The organism is Stenotrophomonas sp., assembly GCF_031995405.1.
GTDB lineage: Bacteria > Pseudomonadota > Gammaproteobacteria > Xanthomonadales > Xanthomonadaceae > Stenotrophomonas.
The window spans coordinates 7,502-29,132 of the sequence record NZ_DAMAGC010000045.1 but is presented as its reverse complement, the minus strand read 5'-3'; the positions used below and the strand labels follow the sequence as shown (position 1 = coordinate 29,132).

At 67.8% G+C, this 21,631-nt stretch carries 19 protein-coding genes; 5 read left to right on the top strand and 14 right to left on the bottom strand.

Annotated features, from left to right (window positions below):
* Positions 1-247: 247 nt before the first annotated feature.
* The 9 genes from RTO53_RS10205 to RTO53_RS10165 all read right to left on the bottom strand — a co-directional run bounded on the left by RTO53_RS10205 (position 248) and on the right by RTO53_RS10165 (position 11,898).
* A complete protein-coding gene (locus tag RTO53_RS10205) occupies positions 248-1,462 on the bottom strand; it encodes a D-alanyl-D-alanine carboxypeptidase family protein (RefSeq protein ID WP_312237684.1) in 1,215 nt (404 codons plus the stop codon).
* 103 nt (positions 1,463-1,565) lie between these two features.
* Positions 1,566-2,798 carry a septal ring lytic transglycosylase RlpA family protein gene (locus tag RTO53_RS10200; protein ID WP_312237683.1) on the bottom strand — a complete coding sequence of 411 codons (1,233 nt, stop codon included), beginning with the start codon at positions 2,796-2,798 and terminating at the stop codon, positions 1,566-1,568.
* A complete protein-coding gene (mltB, locus tag RTO53_RS10195; RefSeq protein WP_312237682.1) occupies positions 2,795-3,940 on the bottom strand; it encodes a lytic murein transglycosylase B in 1,146 nt (381 codons plus the stop codon). Before mltB ends, RTO53_RS10200 begins: the two co-directional genes overlap by 4 nt.
* A 658-nt stretch (positions 3,941-4,598) precedes the next feature.
* Positions 4,599-5,699, bottom strand: a complete 1,101-nt coding sequence (rodA, locus tag RTO53_RS10190) for a rod shape-determining protein RodA (RefSeq protein ID WP_312237681.1) — start codon at positions 5,697-5,699, stop codon at positions 4,599-4,601.
* Positions 5,700-5,893: 194 nt separating this feature from the next.
* Entirely contained in the window at positions 5,894-7,006 is a 1,113-nt protein-coding gene (gene rodA / locus RTO53_RS10185; RefSeq protein WP_312237680.1) for a rod shape-determining protein RodA, read from the bottom strand.
* The gene (gene mrdA, locus RTO53_RS10180) at positions 7,003-9,075 is read right to left on the bottom strand and encodes a penicillin-binding protein 2 (protein ID WP_312237679.1); all 2,073 of its coding nucleotides are present in this window, start codon (positions 9,073-9,075) and stop codon (positions 7,003-7,005) included. Before mrdA ends, rodA (RTO53_RS10185) begins: the two co-directional genes overlap by 4 nt.
* Before the next feature lies 1 nt (position 9,076).
* Positions 9,077-9,562 (bottom strand): rod shape-determining protein MreD, encoded by a 486-nt coding sequence (gene mreD, locus RTO53_RS10175; protein WP_312237678.1) that lies wholly within the window; start codon positions 9,560-9,562, stop codon positions 9,077-9,079.
* Positions 9,559-10,722 (bottom strand): rod shape-determining protein MreC, encoded by a 1,164-nt coding sequence (mreC, locus tag RTO53_RS10170; RefSeq protein ID WP_312237677.1) that lies wholly within the window; start codon positions 10,720-10,722, stop codon positions 9,559-9,561. Before mreC ends, mreD begins: the two co-directional genes overlap by 4 nt.
* Positions 10,723-10,851: 129 nt before the next feature.
* Entirely contained in the window at positions 10,852-11,898 is a 1,047-nt protein-coding gene (locus tag RTO53_RS10165) for a rod shape-determining protein (protein ID WP_038686189.1), read from the bottom strand.
* Between the two features lie 285 nt (positions 11,899-12,183).
* On the opposite strand from RTO53_RS10165, the gene RTO53_RS10160 reads away from it, so the two are divergent.
* Positions 12,184-13,122, top strand: a complete 939-nt coding sequence (locus RTO53_RS10160; RefSeq protein WP_256777462.1) for a carbohydrate kinase family protein — start codon at positions 12,184-12,186, stop codon at positions 13,120-13,122.
* A gap of 485 nt (positions 13,123-13,607) precedes the next feature.
* On the opposite strand, the gene RTO53_RS10155 is transcribed toward RTO53_RS10160, so the two are convergent.
* The 5 genes from RTO53_RS10155 to ubiE form a co-directional block, all read right to left on the bottom strand.
* A complete protein-coding gene (locus RTO53_RS10155) occupies positions 13,608-14,246 on the bottom strand; it encodes an HAD family hydrolase (RefSeq protein ID WP_312237676.1) in 639 nt (212 codons plus the stop codon).
* Complete coding sequence (locus tag RTO53_RS10150) at positions 14,243-14,974, bottom strand: hypothetical protein (RefSeq protein WP_312237675.1); 732 nt, start codon at positions 14,972-14,974, stop codon at positions 14,243-14,245. Before RTO53_RS10150 ends, RTO53_RS10155 begins: the two co-directional genes overlap by 4 nt.
* Positions 14,975-15,488: 514 nt before the next feature.
* Positions 15,489-17,417 (bottom strand): M1 family metallopeptidase, encoded by a 1,929-nt coding sequence (locus RTO53_RS10145; RefSeq protein ID WP_312237685.1) that lies wholly within the window; start codon positions 17,415-17,417, stop codon positions 15,489-15,491.
* An 83-nt stretch (positions 17,418-17,500) separates the two neighbouring features.
* Positions 17,501-18,364, bottom strand: coding sequence for a GGDEF domain-containing protein (locus RTO53_RS10140; RefSeq protein ID WP_312237674.1), 864 nt, complete (start codon positions 18,362-18,364; stop codon positions 17,501-17,503).
* Positions 18,365-18,432: 68 nt separating this feature from the next.
* Entirely contained in the window at positions 18,433-19,194 is a 762-nt protein-coding gene (ubiE, locus tag RTO53_RS10135) for a bifunctional demethylmenaquinone methyltransferase/2-methoxy-6-polyprenyl-1,4-benzoquinol methylase UbiE (protein WP_312237673.1), read from the bottom strand.
* Positions 19,195-19,303: 109 nt separating this feature from the next.
* On the opposite strand from ubiE, the gene RTO53_RS10130 reads away from it, so the two are divergent.
* The 4 genes from RTO53_RS10130 to RTO53_RS10115 all read left to right on the top strand — a co-directional run bounded on the left by RTO53_RS10130 (position 19,304) and on the right by RTO53_RS10115 (position 21,214).
* The gene (locus RTO53_RS10130) at positions 19,304-19,756 is read left to right on the top strand and encodes a nucleoside deaminase (protein ID WP_019186053.1); all 453 of its coding nucleotides are present in this window, start codon (positions 19,304-19,306) and stop codon (positions 19,754-19,756) included.
* Positions 19,757-20,005: 249 nt separating this feature from the next.
* Positions 20,006-20,296: a hypothetical protein gene (locus tag RTO53_RS10125; protein ID WP_312237672.1), complete on the top strand. Its 291-nt coding sequence runs from the start codon at positions 20,006-20,008 to the stop codon at positions 20,294-20,296.
* Positions 20,297-20,358: 62 nt separating this feature from the next.
* Positions 20,359-20,694 carry a hypothetical protein gene (locus tag RTO53_RS10120; protein WP_256777455.1) on the top strand — a complete coding sequence of 112 codons (336 nt, stop codon included), beginning with the start codon at positions 20,359-20,361 and terminating at the stop codon, positions 20,692-20,694.
* A 100-nt stretch (positions 20,695-20,794) separates the two neighbouring features.
* The gene (locus tag RTO53_RS10115; RefSeq protein ID WP_312237671.1) at positions 20,795-21,214 is read left to right on the top strand and encodes a low affinity iron permease family protein; all 420 of its coding nucleotides are present in this window, start codon (positions 20,795-20,797) and stop codon (positions 21,212-21,214) included.
* Positions 21,215-21,631: the final 417 nt, after the last annotated feature.

Genomic DNA, 21,631 nt, shown 5'->3' with positions numbered 1-21,631 from the left:
AGGAGGCCGCCAGGCCGGGGGACATTTGCACCAGGGACCTACCGGCCGCGACGGGGCCCTGACGCTCGCGACAGTCCCGAGCGGAGACGCGGCCCTATCCACGACGGCGCCTGGACTACCCGACGACACGCCTATCGCCATGTGCCATGTGCTCCAGCTCCTGGAACGGGACGCGCCCTTCCATCGGAACCAGAACCAAAAAAAAGACCGGCTTTCGCCGGTCTTTTTTCGATTCAGCGGCGCCGGATCACTCCGATTCCCACCACATCCAGAAGCTGTCCCACAGACGCTTGAAGAAGCCGGCTTCTTCCACCGCGGCCACGGCCACCAGCGGGGCTTCGGCGACCACCTTGCCATCCAGCGTCACCTTCAGCGTGCCGATCTTCTGGCCTGCGGTGAAGGGCGCCTCCAGCGTCTTGGGCACGTCGATGGTCGGCTTCAGATCGTTGTAGCGACCACGCGGCACGCTCACCAGCATCGGCTGGGCCACGCCCAGCTGCACCGTGTCGGCCTTGCCCTTCCAAACCTTGTGGTCCGCCACGGCCTTGCCCGGCTCGTACATGCGGTGGGTTTCGAAGAAACGGAAGCCCCAGTTGAGCAGGGCCAGACTGTCATCGGCGCGCTGCTTTTCCGAACTGCCGCCCAGCACCACCGCGATCAGCCGCTGGTCGCCGCGCTGCGCCGAACTCATCAGGCAGTAGCCCGCTTCGGAGGTATGGCCGGTCTTGATGCCGTCCACGCTGCCATCGCGCCACAGCAGCAGATTGCGGTTGGGCTGCTTGATGGTGCCGACCGTGAATTCCTTCACCTTGTTGTAGGCATAGGTTTCCGGATAGTCGCGCACCATCGCCCGGCCCAGCAGCGCCAGATCGTAGGCGGTGCTGTGGTGGCCCGGCGCCGTCAGCCCGTGGGCGTTGACGAAGTGCGAGTCCTTCATGCCGATCTTGGCCGCATAGCTGTTCATCAGCGAGGCGAACGCTTCTTCGCTGCCAGCCACGTGCTCGGCCAGGGCGATCGCGGCGTCATTGCCGGACTGGATCGCCATGCCCTTTTCCATGTCTTCCAGACGCGCGGTCTGGTTGACCGGGAAGCCGCTGTAGCTGCCGTCGGTGCCGGCGCCACCTTCGCGCCAGGCACGCTCACTCATCATCACCTGGTCGTCCGTACGGACCTTGCCGTTCTTGACCTCGGCGGCGACGACATACGAAGTCATCACCTTGGTGATGCTGGCCGGGGCCAGCTGCTCATGTTCGTTTTCGCCTGCCAGGACCTGCCCGGTGGCGTAATCCATCAGCACCCAGGCCTTGGAAACACTGGGTTTGGGCGCCGGCGGGGTGGCGACGGTGGCCGGGGCGGCGGCAGGCGCAGGCACCGGCTGGGGGGCCGGCTGCGGGGTCTGGGCGGAGACCATGCCCACGAACAGGGTCGTGGCCATGGCAGCAGCGGCAAAGCGGAATTTCATTGGACAGCAAGCTCCTGGTGGGGCGCCAAGGTGGGAAGACGGAGTGCGGCCATTGTAGGCCGATGCAACGGTATGCGCGGGATGCCGCCAGTGGCTGCGGCGGTCAGTCCTTCACGATCTGCGGTGCACCGAAGCCCAGACCGGCGATGCGGCCGGCAAGTTCCGAGGCACTGGCGTGGTCGGCTGCCGGCACGCGCAGGCGCCAGAGGGTACGACCACCGCTGACGATGTCGCTGATGCTGGCCCCGACGATGCCGGCCGAGGACAACTGGCCCAGTGCACGGGTGGCGTTGTCGCGGCTGGCGAAGCTGGCCACCTGCAGGAACACGTTGCCGACCTGCTGGGACAGGCTTGCCGGTGCGGGCGCCGGTGTCGGGCGGGCGACCGGGCGCGGCGGCACGACGGCGGCGACCAGCGGCGCGGCCGGCAGTGCGCTGACGGTGACCGGTGCCTCGTCGATCTGTGCAGCCTGGGTCGCGGCCGGGCGGCCACTGGCCACCGAGGCGCCCGCGTAAGCCGGGGCCGTGGCGGCCGGCAGGCGGCCGACCAGCTTGTCCATGTCGCTGGGCGAACGCGGCTGCGCGGCGGCGGCCACGCTTGCGGCCGCGCGGCGCTCGCGACGCGAGGACGTGTTGGCCAGCAGGTTGTCTTCGCCCGGGGTCAGCGCACGCACTTCGACGTTGCCGGTACCGCGCTGGGTGATGCCCAGGCGCACGGCGGCCGCATAGCTCAGGTCGACCACCCGCCCGTCGTGGAACGGGCCGCGGTCGTTGACCCGCACGATCACCGATTCGCCGTTGTCCAGGTTGGTCACACGCGCAAAGCTCGGCAGCGGCAGGGTCTTGTGGGCGGCGGTGAAGGCGTACATGTCGTACACCTCGCGGTTGGACGTCAGGCGGCCATGGAACTTGGCGCCGTAATACGAGGCGGTGCCCTTCTCGGCATACCCGCTGGTCTTGTCCAGTACTTCGTACTGCTTGCCCAGCACCACGTACGGCGACTTGTTGCCGACCGGCGAACGCGGCAGGTCGACCACCTCCGGTTCGGGAATGCAGGCCACGTTGGGAATGTAGGTGGGGGTGCTGTCGTTGACGCCGGGCTTGTACAGGCCGCCAGCGCGGTAGTCACCGCGCGTACTCGGATCTTCGGTAGCCGCCTTGTAGGGCGAACCGTCCGGGCAATGCGCCGGCCGACCGCCCTTGCCCTGCACCAGCGTGCCGCTGCCGGGCCTGGCGCTGCCGGCGCTGGCCGGTTTCTTCGGCGCGCTGCTGCAGGCGGCGAGCGCCAGGATCAACAGACCGGGGACCAGCCATCTGCAGCGTGCGCGTACGTTCATGCCGGTGGCAGCTCCTGTCCGGCGATGGCTTGGGACAACTGGTACACGGCCATCGCGTACATCTTGGAAAGGTTGTAACGGGTGATCGCGTAGTAGTTCTGGAAGCCCAGCCAGTACTGCTTGCCGGTGCTGCCTTCCAGTGTGATCGGCGTGGCGGTCAGGCCCGCCGGCACCGGAACGCTGGGCTGATAGCCGCGCTTGGCCAGATCGGACAGGCTCCAGGTGGGCGCCCACTCGGTCGGATTGAATTCTTCGCGGCCTGCGGCCAGCGTGGCCGGGACCGCGACCGGACCGCCGCGCACCCAACCGCCCTTCTTGACGAAGTAATTGGCGATCGAAGAGAACACGTCGTCGTAGCTGTTGAACAGGTCGCGGCGGCCATCGCCGTTGCCGTCCACCGCGAAGTCCAGATAGCTGGACGGCATGAACTGACCCATGCCCATCGCACCGGCGTAGCTGCCCTTGATCGCGGTGATGTCCAGCTTCTCGTCGCGGGTCAGCGCGAACAGGCGCGCCAGTTCGTCGCGGAAGTACAGCTCACGGCGCACTTCGCGCTCGAGCTTGGCCGGGTCGCCACTGCGCGGGTACTTGAACGCCAGCGTGTACAGCGCATCGAGCACCCGGTAGCTGCCGGTGTTGCCGCCATAGCTGGTTTCCACCCCGATGATCGCCACGATCACCTCGGCCGGCACGCCGGTGCGCTGCTGCACGCGCATCAACTCGTCGCGGTGCTGGGCGAGGAATTTCCTGCCGCCGTCGATCCGCGCCTGGCTGATGAACATCGGACGGTATTCGTTCCACGGCTTGACCCGCTCGGCCGGCCGCGACATCGCCGCGATGATCGGATCGCGTACCTGCGCCTGGGCCAGCGTGGCCTCGATCTGCGCAGCGGGAATGGCATAACGTTTGGCGGTATCGCGTACGAAGTTGGCGCGGGCCACCTCGAACGGCACCGGGGTCAGATCGACCGGCGCGGCACTGGCCGCAGCGGCTTCCGGCGCAGCTTCAGCCGGGCCCTTCTGCCCCGGTGACGGCGTGTTGGGCGCACTCGAGGCCTGCGGCGACGGTGACGGAGAAGGCGGTTGGGTCGCGCAGGCGACCAAACCGAGCGTGAGCATGCAGGCCAGAGTGCGTCGAATCATCGCGGCAGGTTAGCAGGTCAAGCATGAATTAAAACCCCTAAGGCCATGAATAACAACGAATTGCCCGTAGAAAGGGACAATCGTTAACACCGTGTCTACATTGACGGTCGTCACGCTCCCCATTCAGCACGCCAGCACATCGACGTGTCCGGGCAACGCCCGCTTCCCGCAGGCGCGCGCGCCGAGCGGCGCGGCAGCAGGCGAAAGTGGCCGATGGTCTGCGCATCGCGTGCGGTCGATGAGAGGGCCTCGGCAACCGGCAGCCCTTAAGGTCTGCCGGTTGCGTCCCCATCCCCATGGACGCAACCGGCCAAACCGACCCGGTCGATACCGGCGCGGCGCGCAACTCCCCAGCGCGCGCCTCACCCCTTGTACCCGTTGGGTCAACTACTCCCCACCAAGCTCCCCAGGTGCGTCGCTTGGCTCGACATACCCCTGCTGGCGGGCCGCCATTGTGCCGTCCGTTTACGACAAGTCCATTGATCAGGATCAACGCACTTCATATCTGTGCGCCACTTCTCACTTTTCCGTCACTTTGTTGACGACCTATGCACCCAACACGCCGAAACCTGACGCGATCAACCCGATTCGCCGGATATCCGAGCGCTTCCCGATGGCGATCTTCGGCGCGGACGTCGGCGCTCGCGAGCACGCCGCTCTAGCCCCCATGCACCGGATGCCGCGCCCGCACCGCCATCACCAACCCGAACCCGGCCAGCAGCGACACCGCCGACGTGCCGCCGTAGCTGATCAACGGCATGGGTACCCCCACTACCGGCAACAGCCCCGAAATCATCCCGCCATTGACCAGCACATAGACAAAGAACACCAGCCCGGTCGTGCCCGCCAGCAACCGCGAGTACCCGCAACGCGACGCAGCCGCGATCCACAGGCAACGCGCGATCACGAACAGGAACAGCGCCAGCACCAGCAGCACGCCGACCCAGCCGAATTCCTCGGCCAGCACTGAAAAAGCGAAATCGGTGGTGTATTCGGGCAGGAAATCCAGGGTCGCCTGCGTGCCCTGCCCCCACCCCTTGCCATGCATTCCACCGGACCCGATCGCGATGCGCGACTGGATGATGTTCCAGCCGGTGCCGAGCGGATCGTTCTCCGGATACAGGAACGTCAGCACCCTGTCCTTCTGGTACTGACGCAGGAGCCCGAACCACGCCAGCGGCGCAGCCACCGCCAGACCGCCCAGCGCCAACGCCACCCACCGCCACTGCAGGCCCGCCAGCAACAGCGCGAACATCCCGCTGGCGGTGACCAGCGTGGCCGTCCCCAGGTTGGGCTGCATCAGGATCAGCACCGCCGGTCCGCCAATCAGCAGCGCGGCGGTCAGCACCACGGTCGGCCGCGGCGGCAGCACCTGCCGTTGCAGGTACCAGGCCATCATCATCGGCAGGCTCAGCTTGAGCAGCTCCGAGGGCTGCAGATAGAACACCCCCAGGTTCAACCAGCGCTGCCCGTACTTGCCGGTCCCCACCACGTAGACCGCCACCAACGGCAGCAGTGACACCGCATAGATCCACGGCGACCACACCCGCAGCTGGACCACCGGCAGCCGCGACAGGCCCCACATCGCCGCCAGCCCCGCGGCATAGCGCATCGCCTGCGCCTGCACCGGGCCCTCCACGCTGTGCAGCACCGCCAGGCTGGCCAGCATCAACATGCACAATGCCACCAGCAAGGGCAGGTCCAGCGTGCGCAGGAAGAAATGAAAGGCGGCGCGTACGCGCTGCAGGTGTCCGACCATGCGGGCGACTCCTGGGATTTCGCGACGCACGGCAGACAGCGACACGGTGGACAGCAGCAGACCCGGGCGGGTCGGCGAGAGCCGGGGACCGTAACATGCACCCGCCGTGCGGACCTGAGCCGATCCCGACTGATCGCCGAGCACGGCCGGTCAGCGCGAAGCGCAGCCACGCATGGCGCGGCGCTACGCGTGCGTCAGCCGTAGCCGCCGTGCACGGGCTGGTGCTTGCGCGCGGCCATCACCAGACCAAAGCCGGCCAGCAACGATACCGCCGACGTGCCGCCATAGCTGATCAGCGGCATCGGCACGCCCACCACCGGCAACAACCCGGAAATCATCCCGCCGTTGACCAGCACGTACACAAAGAACGCCAGGCCCGTGGCGCCGGCCAACAACCGCGAGTACGAATCGCGCGACTGCGAGGCGATCCACAGGCAGCGCCCGATCACCACCAGGTAGAGCGCCAGCACCGTCGCCACCCCGATCCAGCCGAACTCCTCGCTGAGCACCGAGAACGCAAAGTCGGTGGTCTGCTCGGGAATGAAATTCAGGTGCGACTGCGAGCCCTGCCCCCAGCCCTTGCCATCGAACCCGCCCGACCCGATCGCGATCTTGGACTGGATGATGTTCCAGCCTGCGCCCAGCGCATCCATCTCCGGATCCAGGAACATCATGATGCGGTCCTTCTGGTAGGGCCGCAGCAGCCAGAACCACGCCACCGGCGCAGCCGCCGCCACCCCGCCGACCGCCACGCCCACCCACCACCATGGCAGACCGGCCAGCAGCAGCACGAACGCACCGCTGGCCGCGATCAGCACGCCGGTACCGAAGTCCGGCTGCAGCATCACCAGCCCGGTCGGTACGCCGATGATCACCGCGCTGACCATCACCGTGGAAAACCGCGGCGGCAGCGGCATGCGGTGCAGGTACCAGGCCACCATCATCGGCAGGCTGACCTTGAGCAGCTCGGCCGGCTGCAGGTAGAACAACTTCAGATCCAGCCATTGCCGGCCGTACTTGCCCGTGCCAAGCACGAACACCGCCAGCAGCGGGATCATCGAGATCGCATAGATCAACGGGGTGGCCGAGCGGATGCGCAGGATCGACACCCGCGAGATCGCCCACATGGCGCCCAGCCCGACCACGAAGCGCGCGCCCTGGGCGAACACCAGGCCATCGCCGCCAGCACTCTTGAGCACCGCCAGCCCGATCACCATCAGCGCGCCCAGGGCCAGGCACAGCACCCAGTCCAGCGTGCTGCTGAAACGCACGACCATGTCGGTCGCCCAGCGCAGGAATACCTTCATCGCACACGCTCCGGGGCCGTCGGCGGCGGTGCGGCAGCCGGCACCGGAGCGCCGGGCGCAGACGGCGCCGGCGCGGGAACCGGCGCGCTGGGCAAACCCACCACGACCGGCAACGATTCCAGCAGCGCCGCCGCGGCATCGCCGGCGGCACGCGCGTTGCTGTCGCCGCTGTCGAAGCCGGTGATGCCGATCGCGGTGGTGCCGCGCTCGCTGTCCAGCGTTTCCAGCCCGTCAGGCATCTTGCCCAGCAGCCACGCATCGAACAGCTTGCGCGCGATCGGTGCCGCCGCCGAGCCGCCGTAACCGCCGCCCTCTACCGCGATCGCCACGGCGATCACCGGGTTCTCGGCCGGCGCGAAACCGACGAACAACGAGCGGTGGCGCAGGTGCATCGGCAGGCTCTTGGGATTCACCGCCGCCGTACCGCGACGGCTGATCACCTGCGCGGTGCCGGTCTTGCCGGCAATCGTGTACGGCGCACCGGCCGCGGCGCGCGCGCCGCTGCCGCCCGGGCGCATGGTACCCATCATGCCTTCGCGCACCGCCTGCAGATTGCCGGGGCTGGGGCTCACCGGCTTGGTCTCGCCCGCCGGCACGGGGGTCCAGTCGGCATCAAAACCGGCACGCTGCTGCATCACCAGGTGCGGGGTACGCAGTTGGCCGTTGCCGATTCCGGCGATGCCGTGCACCAGCTGCAGCGGGGTGACCTTCCAGTCGCCCTGGCCGATGCTGACGTTGACCGTGTCGCCGGGGTACCAGCGCTCCTTACGCGTTTTGTACTTGTGCTGCGGCGAGGGCAGGATGCCGCCGATCTCGCCGGTCAGGTCGATCCCGGTCGGCTCGCCGAAGCCGTAATAGCCCATGTAGTGGTCGAAGCGCTCGATGCCCATGTCCAGCGCCAGCTTGTAGTAGTACGTGTTGACCGACTGGGTGATCGACTTGCGCAGGTCGGTCCAGCCGTGGCCGCCACGGTTGGCGTCGCCCCAGCCGCGCGAGGTGCCCGGCAGGTAGAACATGCCGGTGGACAGGATCTTGTCTTCGGGCTTGCGGGTGCCGCTGTCCAGACCGGCCAGGCCGATCAACGGCTTGATGGTCGAGCCGGGCGCAACCCCGCCCAGCACCAGCCGGTTGAACTGCGGGCGCGAGGGGTTGCTGTTGAGCGCCTGGAAATCGGCGTGCGAGATGCCGTTGACGAACAGGTTCGGGTCATACGAGGGCAGGCTGACCATGGCCAGCACCTCGCCGGTGCGCGGGTCCATCGCCACCGCCGCGCCTTCGAAATCGCCGAAGGCGGCCACCATCGCGCGCTGCAGATCGGCATCGATGGACAGCCGCAGGTCGGCACCGGACTGCGCGGCGACCCGGCCGATGGTGCGGATCGCGCGGCCCTGCACGTTGGTCTCGACCTGCTCGTAGCCGACCTTGCCGCGCAGTTCCTGCTCGTAATAACGCTCCAGCCCGGACTTGCCGATGTGGGTCAGCGCCGCGTTGCCCTCCCCGAGAATCTCCAGGTCCTTGTCATCGACCCGGCCGACGTAGCCGATGATGTGCGCGAACAGGTCGCCATAGGGGTAACGGCGGGTCAGGTACGGCTCCAGCTCCACGCCGGGATAGCGCCAGCGGTCGACCGCGAAGCGCGCCATTTCCTCATCGGTGACCCGCAGTTTGAGCGTGACCGGCAGGAACTTGCGGCGCGCCTTGCGTGACTTGTTGAAGGTCTCGATATCCTCCGGGCTGAGATCGAGGATCTTCGCCAGCCCGGCCAGGGTGGCGTCCATGTCCTTGACCTTGTCCGGGGTGATGTCCAGCCGGAACGCTGGCACGTTCTCGGCCAGCAGGCGCCCGTTGCGGTCGTAGATCATCCCGCGCCCGGGCACCACCGGCCGCGGCTTGATGCGGTTGGCTTCCGAGCGGGTGGCATAGACGTCGTGGTCGAGCACCTGCAGCTTGAAGTACCAGCCGCCCAGCCCGAGCAGGCAGACCAGCACGCCGAGGAAGCCCAGCGCGGCGCGGCGCCGGAACTGCTCGGCTTCGGCGTGGGGGTTCTTGGCCTGGCGGCGCGCGTACATGTCAGCGACCGCGACGCCCGAAGCGCACCGCATCGAGCAGCACGAACAGCAGCGGCCACAGGCCCATGCCGAGCAGCGGTGCCCACCAGTACGACCACGGCAGGGTCGGTTCGCCGACCACGATATGCACCACCGAACTGACGATGCGGTCGTTGAACAGCAACCCGCCGATGGCCAGCATCTGCTGGGACATCGGGAAGAAGCGGATGCGCGCGCGGAAGCGCTGCAGGATGAAGGTCAGCATCACCAGCCGCAGCGACTGCTCGCCGAGCACCCCGCCATACAGCAGGTCGGCAACCACGCCGCTGGCAAACGCGATGCCCAGCCCGACCCGGTCCGGCGCTTCGATCACCCAGTAGGCCAGCACCAGTGCCAGCCAGTACGGGCGCAGCGGCTGCAGCAGCGCCGGCAGCGGCAGCAGGCCCAGCAGCAGCGCCAGCACCACGCTGACCGGGAGCACCCACGGTTTGTCGCGCAGGCGGCTCATTCGCGGTTCTCCACGGCGTCGGGCTGCCGAGCCTGGCTCGGTGCCACCGTGGATTCAGGGGCAGCGGCGGCCGGTGTCGGCGTCGCCGAACGGCGCGGCCTGGCCGGCGTGGACGCTGGCGCGGTGGTGGCTGCGGTAGTAGCTGCGCCGGCCGCTGGGCTGGCCGCGGACGCGCCCGGGGCGGCCAGCGAGGCGGCAGGCGCGGTCGTACCCGCCGTTGCTGCGGCGGGCGGCGCGGCGCCGTCGGTCGGCGCCTGCTGCAGCGGCGCGGTGGCGGGGCCACCGGCTTCGCCTTGAAGTCGCAGGTTCGGCGGAATCCGGATCGCCGCACCGGGGCGCAGCAGCAACACGTCGCGGCCGCGATCCAGCTGCGCGGCCGGCTTCAACTCGCCCACCAGGAACGCGTGGGTGTCATCGGGCCGCAGCGCGGTGATCTTGCCGACCGGGAAGCCGGCCGGGAAGCGCCCGCCCAGGCCGGAGGTGACGATCTCATCGCCCACTTCCACGCCCGCGCTGAGCGGAATGTCGCGCAGTTCCAGGGTGTCCCCGCGCCCGTACACGATCAGCCGCACGCCATTGCGCGCCACGGTCACCGGCACCGCGTGGTCCGGGTCGGTCAGCAGCAGCACCGTGGCATTGCTGCCGGTGGTGGCGATCACCTGGCCCATCAGGCCACCGGCATCGATCACCGCCTGGCCCAGGTGCACGCCGTCACGGCTGCCGGCGGCCAGCACCAGGCGTTGCCGCACCGGATCCAGGTCGATATCCAGGATCGGGGCCAGCTGCACGTCCAGGCCGCTGCGCTCGGCCACGTTGAGCAGTTCGCGCAGCTGCGCGTTGTCCAGCGCGGCGGTCTGCAGGCGGGTCAGGCGCGCGTTGGCGATCAGCAGCTTGTTGCGCAGCTCGCGGTTCTCATCGACCAGCTGGCCATGGCTGGCCGCGTTGTCCTTGACCTGGGTGCCCAGGCGGCCCGGCAGGCCGGCCAGCGCCCACACCGGCTGCACCAGCACGTTGGCCTGGCTGCGCAGACGCGACAGCCAGCCGGCCTGGTCGTCGAGCACGATCAGGGTGATGGCCAGGGCCAGGTAGGCGAGCAGCCGCAGTGGACTGGCGGCATCGCCCTGACGGGAGGCTACGGGGGGACCGGCGTAGGGCGGCACGACTGGCTTCGACTGGAGGACAACAGGAAGGGGATGCGACAACGCCCCGGCGCTGCGATGCCCGGCGTGGCAGGCACGCAGCGGGCATCACGCCGCAGGGGCGCGTCCATGGAGCAAGACGGGTGCCGCTTACTCCGGCGCAAAGAACTCGTTGCCGTGCATGTCCACCAGCTCCAGCGCACGACCGCCACCGCGGGCCACGCAGGTCAGCGGATCGTCGGCCACCTGCACGTGCAGGCCGGTCTCTTCGGAGATCAGGCGGTCCAGGTCACGCAGCAGCGCGCCACCCCCGGTGAGCACGATGCCGCGCTCGGCGACGTCGGCGCACAGTTCCGGCGGGGTCTGTTCCAGCGCCAGCTTGACCGCGCTGACGATGCCCGACAGCGGCTCGTGCAGGGCTTCCAGCACCTCGTTGGAGTTGATCTTGATCATCTTCGGCACGCCCTCGGCGAGGTTGCGGCCGGAGATTTCCATCTCGATCACTTCCGCCTGCGGGTAGGCGCAGCCCAGCTCGACCTTGATCCGCTCGGCGGTGGCTTCACCGATGAGCATGCCGTGGTTGCGGCGCACGTAGTTGGTGATCGACTCGTCGAAGCGGTCGCCGCCGATGCGCACCGAGGCCGAATAGACGATGCCGTTGAGCGAGATCACCGCCACTTCGGTGGTGCCGCCGCCGATGTCGATGACCATCGAACCGCGCGCCTCGGTCACCGGCATGCCGGCGCCGATCGCGGCGGCCATCGGCTCTTCGATCAGGAACACGTCACGCGCACCGGCCTCCTCGGCCGATTCCTTGATGGCGCGGCGCTCGACCTGGGTCGAGCCGGCCGGCACGCAGACCAGCACGCGCGGGCTCGGGCGCAGGAAGCGCGACTTGTGCACCTTCTTGATGAAGTGCTTGAGCATCGCCTCGGTGTAGGTGAAGTCGGCGATGACGCCATCCTTCATCGGGCGGATGGTGGTGATGTGGCCCGGGGTACGGCCCAGCATCTGCTTGGCTTCGGCGCCCACGGCAGCCACGGAACGGGTGCCGCCAATGGCACGGTCCTGGCGCACGGCGACCACGGACGGCTCATTCAGCACGATCCCCTGCCCACGCACATAGATGAGGGTGTTGGCCGTGCCCAGGTCGATGGACAGGTCATTGGAGAACATGCCGCGCAGTTTCTTGAACATCTGGGTGTTGATCCTGAGGGGTGTCGCGCCCAACGCGGGATGGCGAAAAAATGGGCAGAATTCGAGGCCGACAAGCCTAGCAATCCCCCTGTGCGCGAGCAAGGACAAATCTGGTGCAAAGCCAGCCTTCACGGCCATTCAGCCGAAAATTTCCGACACTGGACAGCCCCGGTTCTGGCCCAAAGCCGCCTCACCCGTTAACCTTTGCGCCGCAGGGCGCCGCAGGGCGCCGTTTCGTTGCCCGCCTGGCGGGCCTCAAACTCCTTTCCGCATAGGCCTTAATCGATGTCCGCTTTGATCTGTGGTTCTCTTGCCTTCGACACCATCATGGTGTTCCCGGACCAGTTCAAGAATCACATCCTGCCGGACAAGGTGCACATCCTGAACGTGTCGTTCCTGGTGCCGCGCATGCGTCGTGAATTCGGGGGTTGCGCAGGCAACATCGCCTACAACCTGCACCTGCTGGGCGGCGATCCGATCCCGATGGGCACGGTGGGCTCGGACTTCGGCCCCTACCGGGAGTACTTCCAGGGCCTGGGCATCGACCTGGCCCGGGTCAAGGTGATCGACGAGCTGTTCACCCCGCAGGCGTTCATCACCACCGACCACGACAACAACCAGATCACCGCCTTCCACCCGGGCGCGATGATGCGGTCCTACGAGAACCACGTGAAGGACGTGCCGGGCGTGACCCTGGGCCTGGTCGGTCCGGACGGGCGCGAGGGCATGATCCAGAATTCCGAGGAGTTCTTCGCCGCCGGCATTCCGTTCATCTTCGACCCGGGCCAGGCCATGCCACTGTTCAACGGCCCGGAGCTGCGCACCTTCATCGAGCAGGCCGACTACGTGGTGGTCAACGACTACGAGTCCAACCTGCTGCAGGAGCGCACCGGTTGGGACGAAAAGGCGATCGTGAGCCGGGTCAAGGCCTACATCACCACCCGTGGGCCGAAGGGCGCAGTGATCCACACCCCGGAAAAGACCTACGACATCCCGCCGGCGCACGAGCGCCGCGTGGTCGATCCGACCGGCTGTGGCGACGCCTTCCGCGCCGGCCTGATCTACGGCATCGAGAAGGGCTACGACTGGCTGACCATCGGCCGCATGGGCAACCTGATGGGCGCGCTGAAGGTCGAGCACCCCGGCACCCAGAACCAGCGCTTCACCTTTGACGAGTTCAACGAGCAGTTCAAGCAGCAATTCGGTTACGCCCTCAACGTTTGATCGCGGTGCGATAAAACGCTGCCCACGATTCGCCCTGGTGAATCGCGGGCCGCTGGGCCATGCCACCTCATCGCCGCGCCGTTGGCGCGCCCTCTTGAACATCAAGGGGGGCGCTTCACCAGGCGGTCGGGACGTGTCGAGGGCAGAGCCGGGCCATGCCCGGCTGCCCGCAGGTCCGTCGCTGCGGCGCCGTGAATCGTTCGCCGTCCCCGGCGGCAGGGTCGGATCCCGATCGACCGCCGCCCCTGCTGGCCACGGCGGGAACGCATGACCCTGGATCGACGCGGCTTCTGCCGTTACCGCGGCGAAGATCGCTGCATCCGTCGCGCCGATCGGTGATGAGGGCCGTCGACCCGGATCCGACCCTACCGGCGTTGGAGATCGCAGCGTCCGTCGCGTCGATCGCGGATGACGGTGCTCGATTGCACTCCGACCCTGCCGGCGTCGCTGACCCGGCGTGGCGCCTGCCCCGCCGAGGGCAGGGATCAGGCCGAGGAGCCCTTCCCTTGCCACTCCGCCAGCACGTCGCCGCAATCGGCGCGATGCCAGCACGCCAGGCCCGGCCACGAGTTGTGCGGGGCGTTGACGAGCAACGTGCGGGTGCCGGCGGCCCGGCCACATTCCAGGTCGAAACGGTGGTCGCCGACCATGACCACCTGCTGCGGGTCGATCTGCCAGCGCTGCACGAAGTACTGCAGCCCGGCCGGTGACGGTTTCGGCGTGGCCTCGTCGCGGCCGACGATGTCAGCCTCGTCAAACACGTCAGCGAGCCCGATCGCCTGCAGGGTCACCTGGGCCAGTTCGCGCGCGTTGCGGGTGAGGATGCCCAGCCGGCAGCCGGCGGCGTGCAGCGCGCGGACCAGGGCCACCGCGCCGGGTGCCGCGCGTGCGCCCTCGGCCAGGTCGCGCTCATGGGCAAGCAGCCAGGCGTGCTTGGCGTCGGCTTGCTCGGTCGGCAGCGCGGCCAGATGGGCGAGGATGTCCTCCTCGAGCGGAATCGCCAGTGCGCGCTTGATCTGTTGGAAATCGTGCACCGCCACGGTCAGCGTGCCGTCCATGTCGAACACCCAGTGACGCATCGCCGACAGCGGCAGCGCTGCCGGCGTCAGTGCTGCGCCGGTCATTCCCACCACTTCGGCATGCGGTTGGTGTCCACGCCACCGGTCTCGAACTCCGCGGTACGTGTGCCGCCGGCCTTGACCGGGAATTCGATGCTGATCACATTGGCCTTGCGCGCAAGCTTCCACAGCGCCTTCTGGTCGGTGATGAACATCGCGATGGCCTCGTCGGTCTTCGGCCGCCACGCGGCCATCGCGATCGGCTTGCCGCCGTCCACGCTGACCTGCACCTTGCACTGCGGGCAGCGGAAATCACCGGCCTGCAGCACCAGGTAGGCGTGGCGCTTCCACTCCGGATGATCGCGGAACACCAGCTGCACCGGCTTGGGGCCGCTGCCGTCCACGTCCACGCGCGCCTTGCTGAAGATCTGCGCCGAGAACTGGGTTCCCTTGGTGCCGACAGGGATCTGGTTGTACTGCCACAGCCCCTGCATGCGGCGCAGGTCGCGGGCGGCGTCGCCCTTGGCCTGGACCTCGGCAAAGCCCGGCTCGATGCGCGCGGCCGCGTCGGTGTCCTTGTACTGGTCCAGCAGCGCGCCACCGTGGATGCGCGCGCGCTCCCAATCCTGCGCGGCCACGGCCATGTCGTATTGCTTGGCCACGCCTTCGGCCTTGGCTTCCTGCTGCGCCTTGGCGGCAGCGGCTGCGGCTTCCTGCGCCTTGCGCTCTTCCTCCGGATTGCTGCAGGCGGCCAGCGCGAAGGCACAGGCGGCGGCCAGGATCAGTCGTTTCATTGCGTGCTCCGTGATTGGCAAGGCGCCCGATGGCGTCACCCAACTACTGTATCGCCTGAGGCGGCGAAGAGCAGCCGGGCATGGCCCGGCTCTACCGAATTGCATGGTGTCCTGGCGTGCAGCCGGGCATGGCCCGGCTCTACCCGATTGCATGGTGTCCTGGCGCGCAGCCGGGCATGGCCCGGCTCTACCGAATTGCATGGTGTCCTGGCGCGCAGCCGGGCATGGCCCGGCTCTACCCGATTGCGTGGTGTCCTGGCGCGTAGCCGGGCATGGCCCGGCTCTACCCGATTGCATGGTGTCCTGGCGCGCAGCCGGGCATGGCCCGGCGCTACCGGTGCGCGGCGCATGCCCGACCGGCATCGCGCCTCTCGCACGGTGCCGGCCCGGTAGTGCCGAGCCATGCTCGGCAGCGGCACCGCACGGACACAAAAAAACGGCGGGTTTCCCCGCCGTTTTCAGGCATTGCCTCGCACCGTAGCCACTGACCGGGCGTGCCGGCCAGCGACGGGCATTATTTGGCGCTTGCCTTGTCCAGCATGTCCTGCACCGAGGCGGTGGTGATCGGGTGGTAACCCGGCTTGGCCTTCTCGAAGGCTGCCTTGGCGAACGCCAGGCCTTCGGGCGTCTTCACCAGTTCGGCGTAGATCGGCAGGATCAGCTTGCGGCGACCGACGCGTTCGATGAAGGCGGCCGCCGGTTCGTTCGCCTCGGTGTACCCGCTGCGGATCGCCAGCGGATACCAGCGCATCGCGATTTCGCCATTGGCGGTCCCGGTGAAGTGGTAGGCCTTGTCCAGCGCCGCCAGCTTTTCCACCGGCAGGGTCTTGCCCAGGCCGTCGATGAAGTGCACCCATTCCTGGGTGACCCACTCGCCGGTGATCTGCGGGCTGGGCAACGTGCCACTGCCCTGCCAGGCAATACGCGCGGTATCGACGATGGAGAAGTTGCGCGAGCGGGCCTTGGTGGCGAATGCCGGAATGCCCGGCTCGTCCAGCCACGCCTTCAACTCGGCGTCGGTGACCGCTCCCGGCTTCTTGTCGAGCAGGTTCTTCTTCAGGTACACCACGAACTGGTCGGTGTTTGCGCTCTGGAAGGCATGGTCATCGAACCAGCCACGCAGGAACGGATCGAACGTTGCACGGCCGAAACGCTGCTCCAGGAACTGCAGGAACCATGCGCCCTTGACGTAGGCGACCTGGCTCAGCGCATCGTCCGGATCTCGCTCGGTCAGCGGCGGCAGCGCCAGGGCCTGGTCGGCCGGGCTCATGTCCTTCACTTCGGCGAGCAGATCGTTCTGGTCGATCTCGCGCTCCATCTCGGCCATCTCCTGGCCGTACAGCGCCTCGGTGATGCGGCCCTGCACGTAGGTGGTGAAGCCTTCGTTGAGCCAGATGTCCTTCCAGCTGGCGTTGGTCACCAGGTTGCCCGACCAGCTGTGCGCCAGTTCGTGGGCGACCAGCGAGACCAGCGACTTGTCGCCGACGATCACGGTCGGGGTGGCGAAGGTCAGGCGCGGGTTTTCCATGCCGCCGAACGGGAACGACGGCGGCAGCACCAGCATGTCGTAGCGGCCCCAGCGGTATTCGCCGTAGAGCTTCTCGGCGGCACCGATCATCTTCTCGGTGTCTTCGAATTCCTTGGCGGCCTTGCCGACCATGGTCGGTTCGGCCCACACCCCGGAACGGCCGGAGATCGGTTCGAACACCAGGTCGCCGGCGGCGATGGCCAGCAGGTAGGACGGGATCGGCTGCGGCATCTTGAAGGTGTAATCACCATCACGCGCGGCCTTGGGATCGTTGTCGGCGCTCATCAGCACCATCACGTCCGGGCGCGAGACCACGTGCGCGCTGTAGGTGAAACGCACGCTCGGGGTGTCCTGCAGCGGCACCCACGAACGGGCGTGGATGGCCTGGGACTGGCTGAACATGAAGGGCAGCTTCTTGCCCTCGGTCATGGACGGCTCCAGCCACTGCAGGCCCGAGGCGGTCGGCGCGGTGTGATACGTGATCACGACCTTGGCCGGCTGGTCCGGGGTCTCGATGCTCAGCTTGCTGCCGAAGACCTTGTCGGCCGGGGCCAGCACGAAGGGCAGCGGCGCGGTCTTGCCGTCGGCGGCGATCGCCTCGACCTTCTCCACGGTGAGTTCGCGGGTGTCCAGCACCAGCTGCCTGGCCGCCTTGTCCTTCCACTCCAGGGTGTAGGTGGCGGTGCCGCCGATCTGCTTGCTGTCGAAGTCCAGCTTCAGGTCCAGCGCCAGGTCCTTGACCACGACCTTGTCCGGCTCGGCGTAGGAACTTTCGTCATGGCTGCGGCTGTCGGCTTTCATGGCAGTGCTCGCCGGGGCGGTGGCAGTGGGCGCGGCGGTGGGGGCCGCAGGTTCTTTGGAACAGCCGGCGGCCAGCGCCACGGCCAGGGGAATCAACAGGAACGGAGATCGCATGGACATCGGGACCGATCAGGGTGAAACGACCAGTTTACCCCTGTCAGCGCCACCCGGCAGCGCGGCCGCCGCGCGTTGCGTATTCAGTCGCCATCGCAGCACAGACGGGCGCCGCCGGCGTACTTGGCCCGGTACATCGCCGCGTCGGCGCGCCGGTACAGTTCGCGCAGGTCTTCGCCGGGACGGTAGCCGGCCCCGCCCGCGCTGGCCTTGAGCGGAATCTCCTCGCCAACGCTGCCCTCCATCGTCTGCAGCCAGCGCCGCAGGCGTTCGCAGGCCACCTCGTGGCCGGCGTGCACGGCTAGCACGAACTCATCGCCGCCCCAGCGCCCGATCCAGTCGCCGGGCTGCAACCACTGCCGCGCCGATTCCACCAGCCGCACCAGCACCTGGTCGCCGACCAGATGGCCGTGGGCATCGTTGATCGGCTTGAGGTTGTCCAGATCCACCACGAACAGGCTCAGTGGCTGCCGGCGTGACTGCGCCTGCCGCGCCGACTCGGCCAGCGCCTGCTCGCAGCCACGGCGGTTGAGCGCCTGGGTCAGCGGATCCAGCAGCACGCTGCGGCGCAGGTCGCGCAGGCCGGCGTCGACGCCATGCAGGTTGCGGTTGATGCTGCGCAGCAGCCGGCCGATCTCGTCATGGCCCAGGTCGGGCAGGTGCGGCAGCCGCTGCTCGTCGTAGTAGGCCTCCAGCGCGTCGGCGGCCTGGCGCAGCGGCGCCATCAGGCGGTACAGCGCCATCATCGCCATCGCCGTGCCGACCAGGGTGGCGGCCAGCACCACGCCGACCACCGTCCACATCGTGTCGCGCCGGTAGTGGCCGGTGAAGGCCATCCACAGCAGCAGCACCAGCAGCGGCACATGCAGGCCGACGAACACCACGCTCATCAGCTTGGCGCTGAACGAGCGTGGGAAGACGCGGGCCAGGCCGCGGTACAGACGCATGGCAGGCCCTCTCTGACAGCCTGCCCGCAGTGTGGCCGAGCGTGCTCAGCCGGAACCGGAACTGGGTCTCAAACCTTGTAGCCGGAGTGGATCGACACGATGCCGCCGGTCAGGTTCTTGTAATGGCAGCGCGCGAAGCCCGCCTCGCCCATCATGGTCTTGAGCTGCTCCTGCGGCGGATGCTTGCGGATGCTCTCGGCCAGGTACTGGTAGCTGTCGCCGTCACGGGCGAACAGCTGGCCCAGCTTGGGCAGGATCTTGAACGAGTGGAAGTCGTAGATCGGCTTGAACCAGTCCGCGGTCACTTCGGAGAACTCCAGCACGCGCGCCTGGCCGCCCACCTTGAGCACGCGGTACATCTCGCGCAGGCCGGCATCCTTGTCGGTCACGTTGCGCAGACCGAAGGCGATGGTGACCAGATCGAAGCTGGCATCCGGGAACGGCAGCGCCTCGGCGTTGCACTGGACGTACTCCAGGCCCTTCACCAGGCCGCGGTTCATCAGCCGGTCGCGGCCGACCGAGAGCATGCCGGCGTTGATATCGCCCAGCACCACTTCGCCGTCGTCACCCACGCGCTCCTTGATGAGCGCGGCGATGTCGCCGGTGCCGCCGGCCAGGTCGAGCACGCGGTCGCCCGGCTTCACCTGCGCGGTGGCCACGTAGTAGCGCTTCCACGCCCGGTGGATACCCAGGCTCATCAGATCGTTCATCAGGTCGTAGCTGCGCGCGACCGAGGTGAACACTTCGCCCACCAGCTTCTGCTTGTCCTTTGCAGCGACGTCGCGGAAGCCGAAATGGGTGGTGCCAGTCTTGTAGGGGGATTCGCTCATGGGTGGATTATCGCACCGCTGGCAGCCCGGCGGCACCCGGGGGCCGCGACCCGGTGCCGCAGCGGTGGCAGGCCACTATCATGGCGGTCCAGATACGTATGGAATGCCCATGATCACCACCCCCGACTACGCTGCCCTGCTTGAAACCGCCATCGCCGAAGCCCGCCAGGGCCTGGCCGAGGGCGGCATCCCGATCGGCGCGGCCCTGTACCACAACGACGGGCGCCTGCTCGGCTGCGGCCACAACCGCCGCGTGCAGGAAGGCGACCCGTCGGTGCACGGGGAGACCGACGCATTCCGCAAGGCCGGCCGCCAGCGCCGCTACCAGGACACCATCATGGTGACCACCCTGGCCCCGTGCTGGTACTGCAGCGGGCTGGTGCGCCAGTTCAACATCGGCACGGTGGTGGTGGGCGAATCGGTTACCTTCCAGGGCGGCATCGAGTGGCTGCGCGAGAACGGAGTCAAGGTGATCGACATGCAGAGCCAGGCCTGCATCGACCTGCTCGGCGGCTTCATCTCGGCACACCCCGAGGTATGGAACGAAGACATCGGCGAATAAGCCGGGGACGCGCGCGTTGCCGCTCGGGACGCCCCTGCGGCGCGCTGTGCCGCCGGGGTGCGGCGCGCGCGTTCTGAACGCTTCAGTTCCCGACAGCCAGGCAGACACGTTGTGCCAGAAGCGTCTTGTGTACGTCCGAGGCCAGAATGGCCACACCCGCAGCACCCGGCACTTACGCTGCGCTAACAAACCCGGCGTAGGGACGGCCTATGGTGGGTGCACAGGGGGCAACAGCGTCGAGGAGACGTCATGAACGCCCGAATACGCCGCACCGCTGCCATCGATCCCGCGCTGTCCGATGCCTGGGAGCAGCTGCAGGTGCACTACGCCACCCATCAGAATTCTGCCCCGTTCTGGAGCGCCTACCAGGCCATCCAGGACCAGCTGACGCGCAGCCACCCGCAGCATCGCATCGATGTCTGCAACCAGCTGGCCACGCTGGCCGAGCGACTGGGCGTGGTGGACCAGGCGCAACTGCTGGCCGAACGTCGGCCCGACCTGCTCACTGTCGACCGCCACGCAGGCTCCACGCCTTCATAACGTCACATGCACTGCGCTTTACGCACTCTTGCTGAACTCCCTTCTTGCATATCGAAACAACCATGTCTTCCGCCCAGATTTCCATCCCCGCCGTGATCGACGTCGACGCCGAAGTTGCTTACTGGCGCCAGCGCCACGCCGACGGCAACCTCGGCACGGGCTCGTTCGGCCATTACGTACCGTGGATCAAGTTCGCCTGCGATTCGCTGATCACCCAGCCGCGCGCCACCGACGAGCAGCGCGACGAGATGTTCCAGACCCATTACGCGCTGCAGATCATGCCGCGCCTGAGCGAAGAACAGGCCCGCGTCTTCGTCGAGCAGTGCTGGGAACATGTGTACCTGGCCAGCCGCCACGACGTCGCGTCGCGCCCGCGCCTGGGCGCCGCACGCGCCTGATCCCTGCGCGGTGGCACCGCCGCCGCGGCGTGCCGCCACTGCACGGGATGTACACGGCGCCCCGCCAATCATGGGGCACCTTCGCTACCCGTAGTACCGCATGAAACTGCGCAACGTGTTCAACCTGGTCGCCAAGAAGGCGTCCTATGCCGCCGGCACGCCGTGGACCTTCCTGGCCGCCGTCACCATCGTGGTGCTGTGGGCGCTCAGCGGCCCGATCTTCAAGTTCAACGACACCTGGCAGCTGGTGATCAACACCGGCACCACCATCATCACCTTCCTGATGGTGTTCTTGATCCAGCACAGCCAGAACGCAGATGCCGCGGCCGTCCAGATCAAGCTGGACGAGTTGATCCGTGCCACTGCCGAGGCCAACAACGAGCTGCTCGACCTGGAAGAACTGGACGAGCGACGGCTCGAGGAAATCCGCAGCGAATACGAGCGCATGGCCCGCGAGGCCGGCGATGCGCTGGAGCGTGCGCGCCGCTGCCACGGCGACGGACGCCCCGACGACCGCTGATCGCCGGTGTCCATGACGCCGGAACGAAGTGCAGCCGAGCATGGCTCGGCTCTACCGGATGCAACAACCAACGCACGGCCCGACGCACACGATGCAATAACCGACACATGGACGCCCGGGCCAACCGCCGCGTCGCCCCGGTGGTGCCGAGCCATGCTCGGCAACCGCGCACCGCGCGTCACCTGCCTCCGACGCCCGTCATGCGAACGGCGATACCTCGCGTCTGCGACGCAGAGCAGCCGAGCATGGCTCGGCTCTACCGGATGCGACAACCAACGCACGGCCTGACGCACAGGGATGCGACAACCAGCGCACGGCCCGACGCACACGATGCAATAACCGACACATGGACGCCCGGGCCAACCGCCGCGTCGCCCCGGTAGTGCCGAGCCATGCTCGGCAACCGCGCACCGCGCG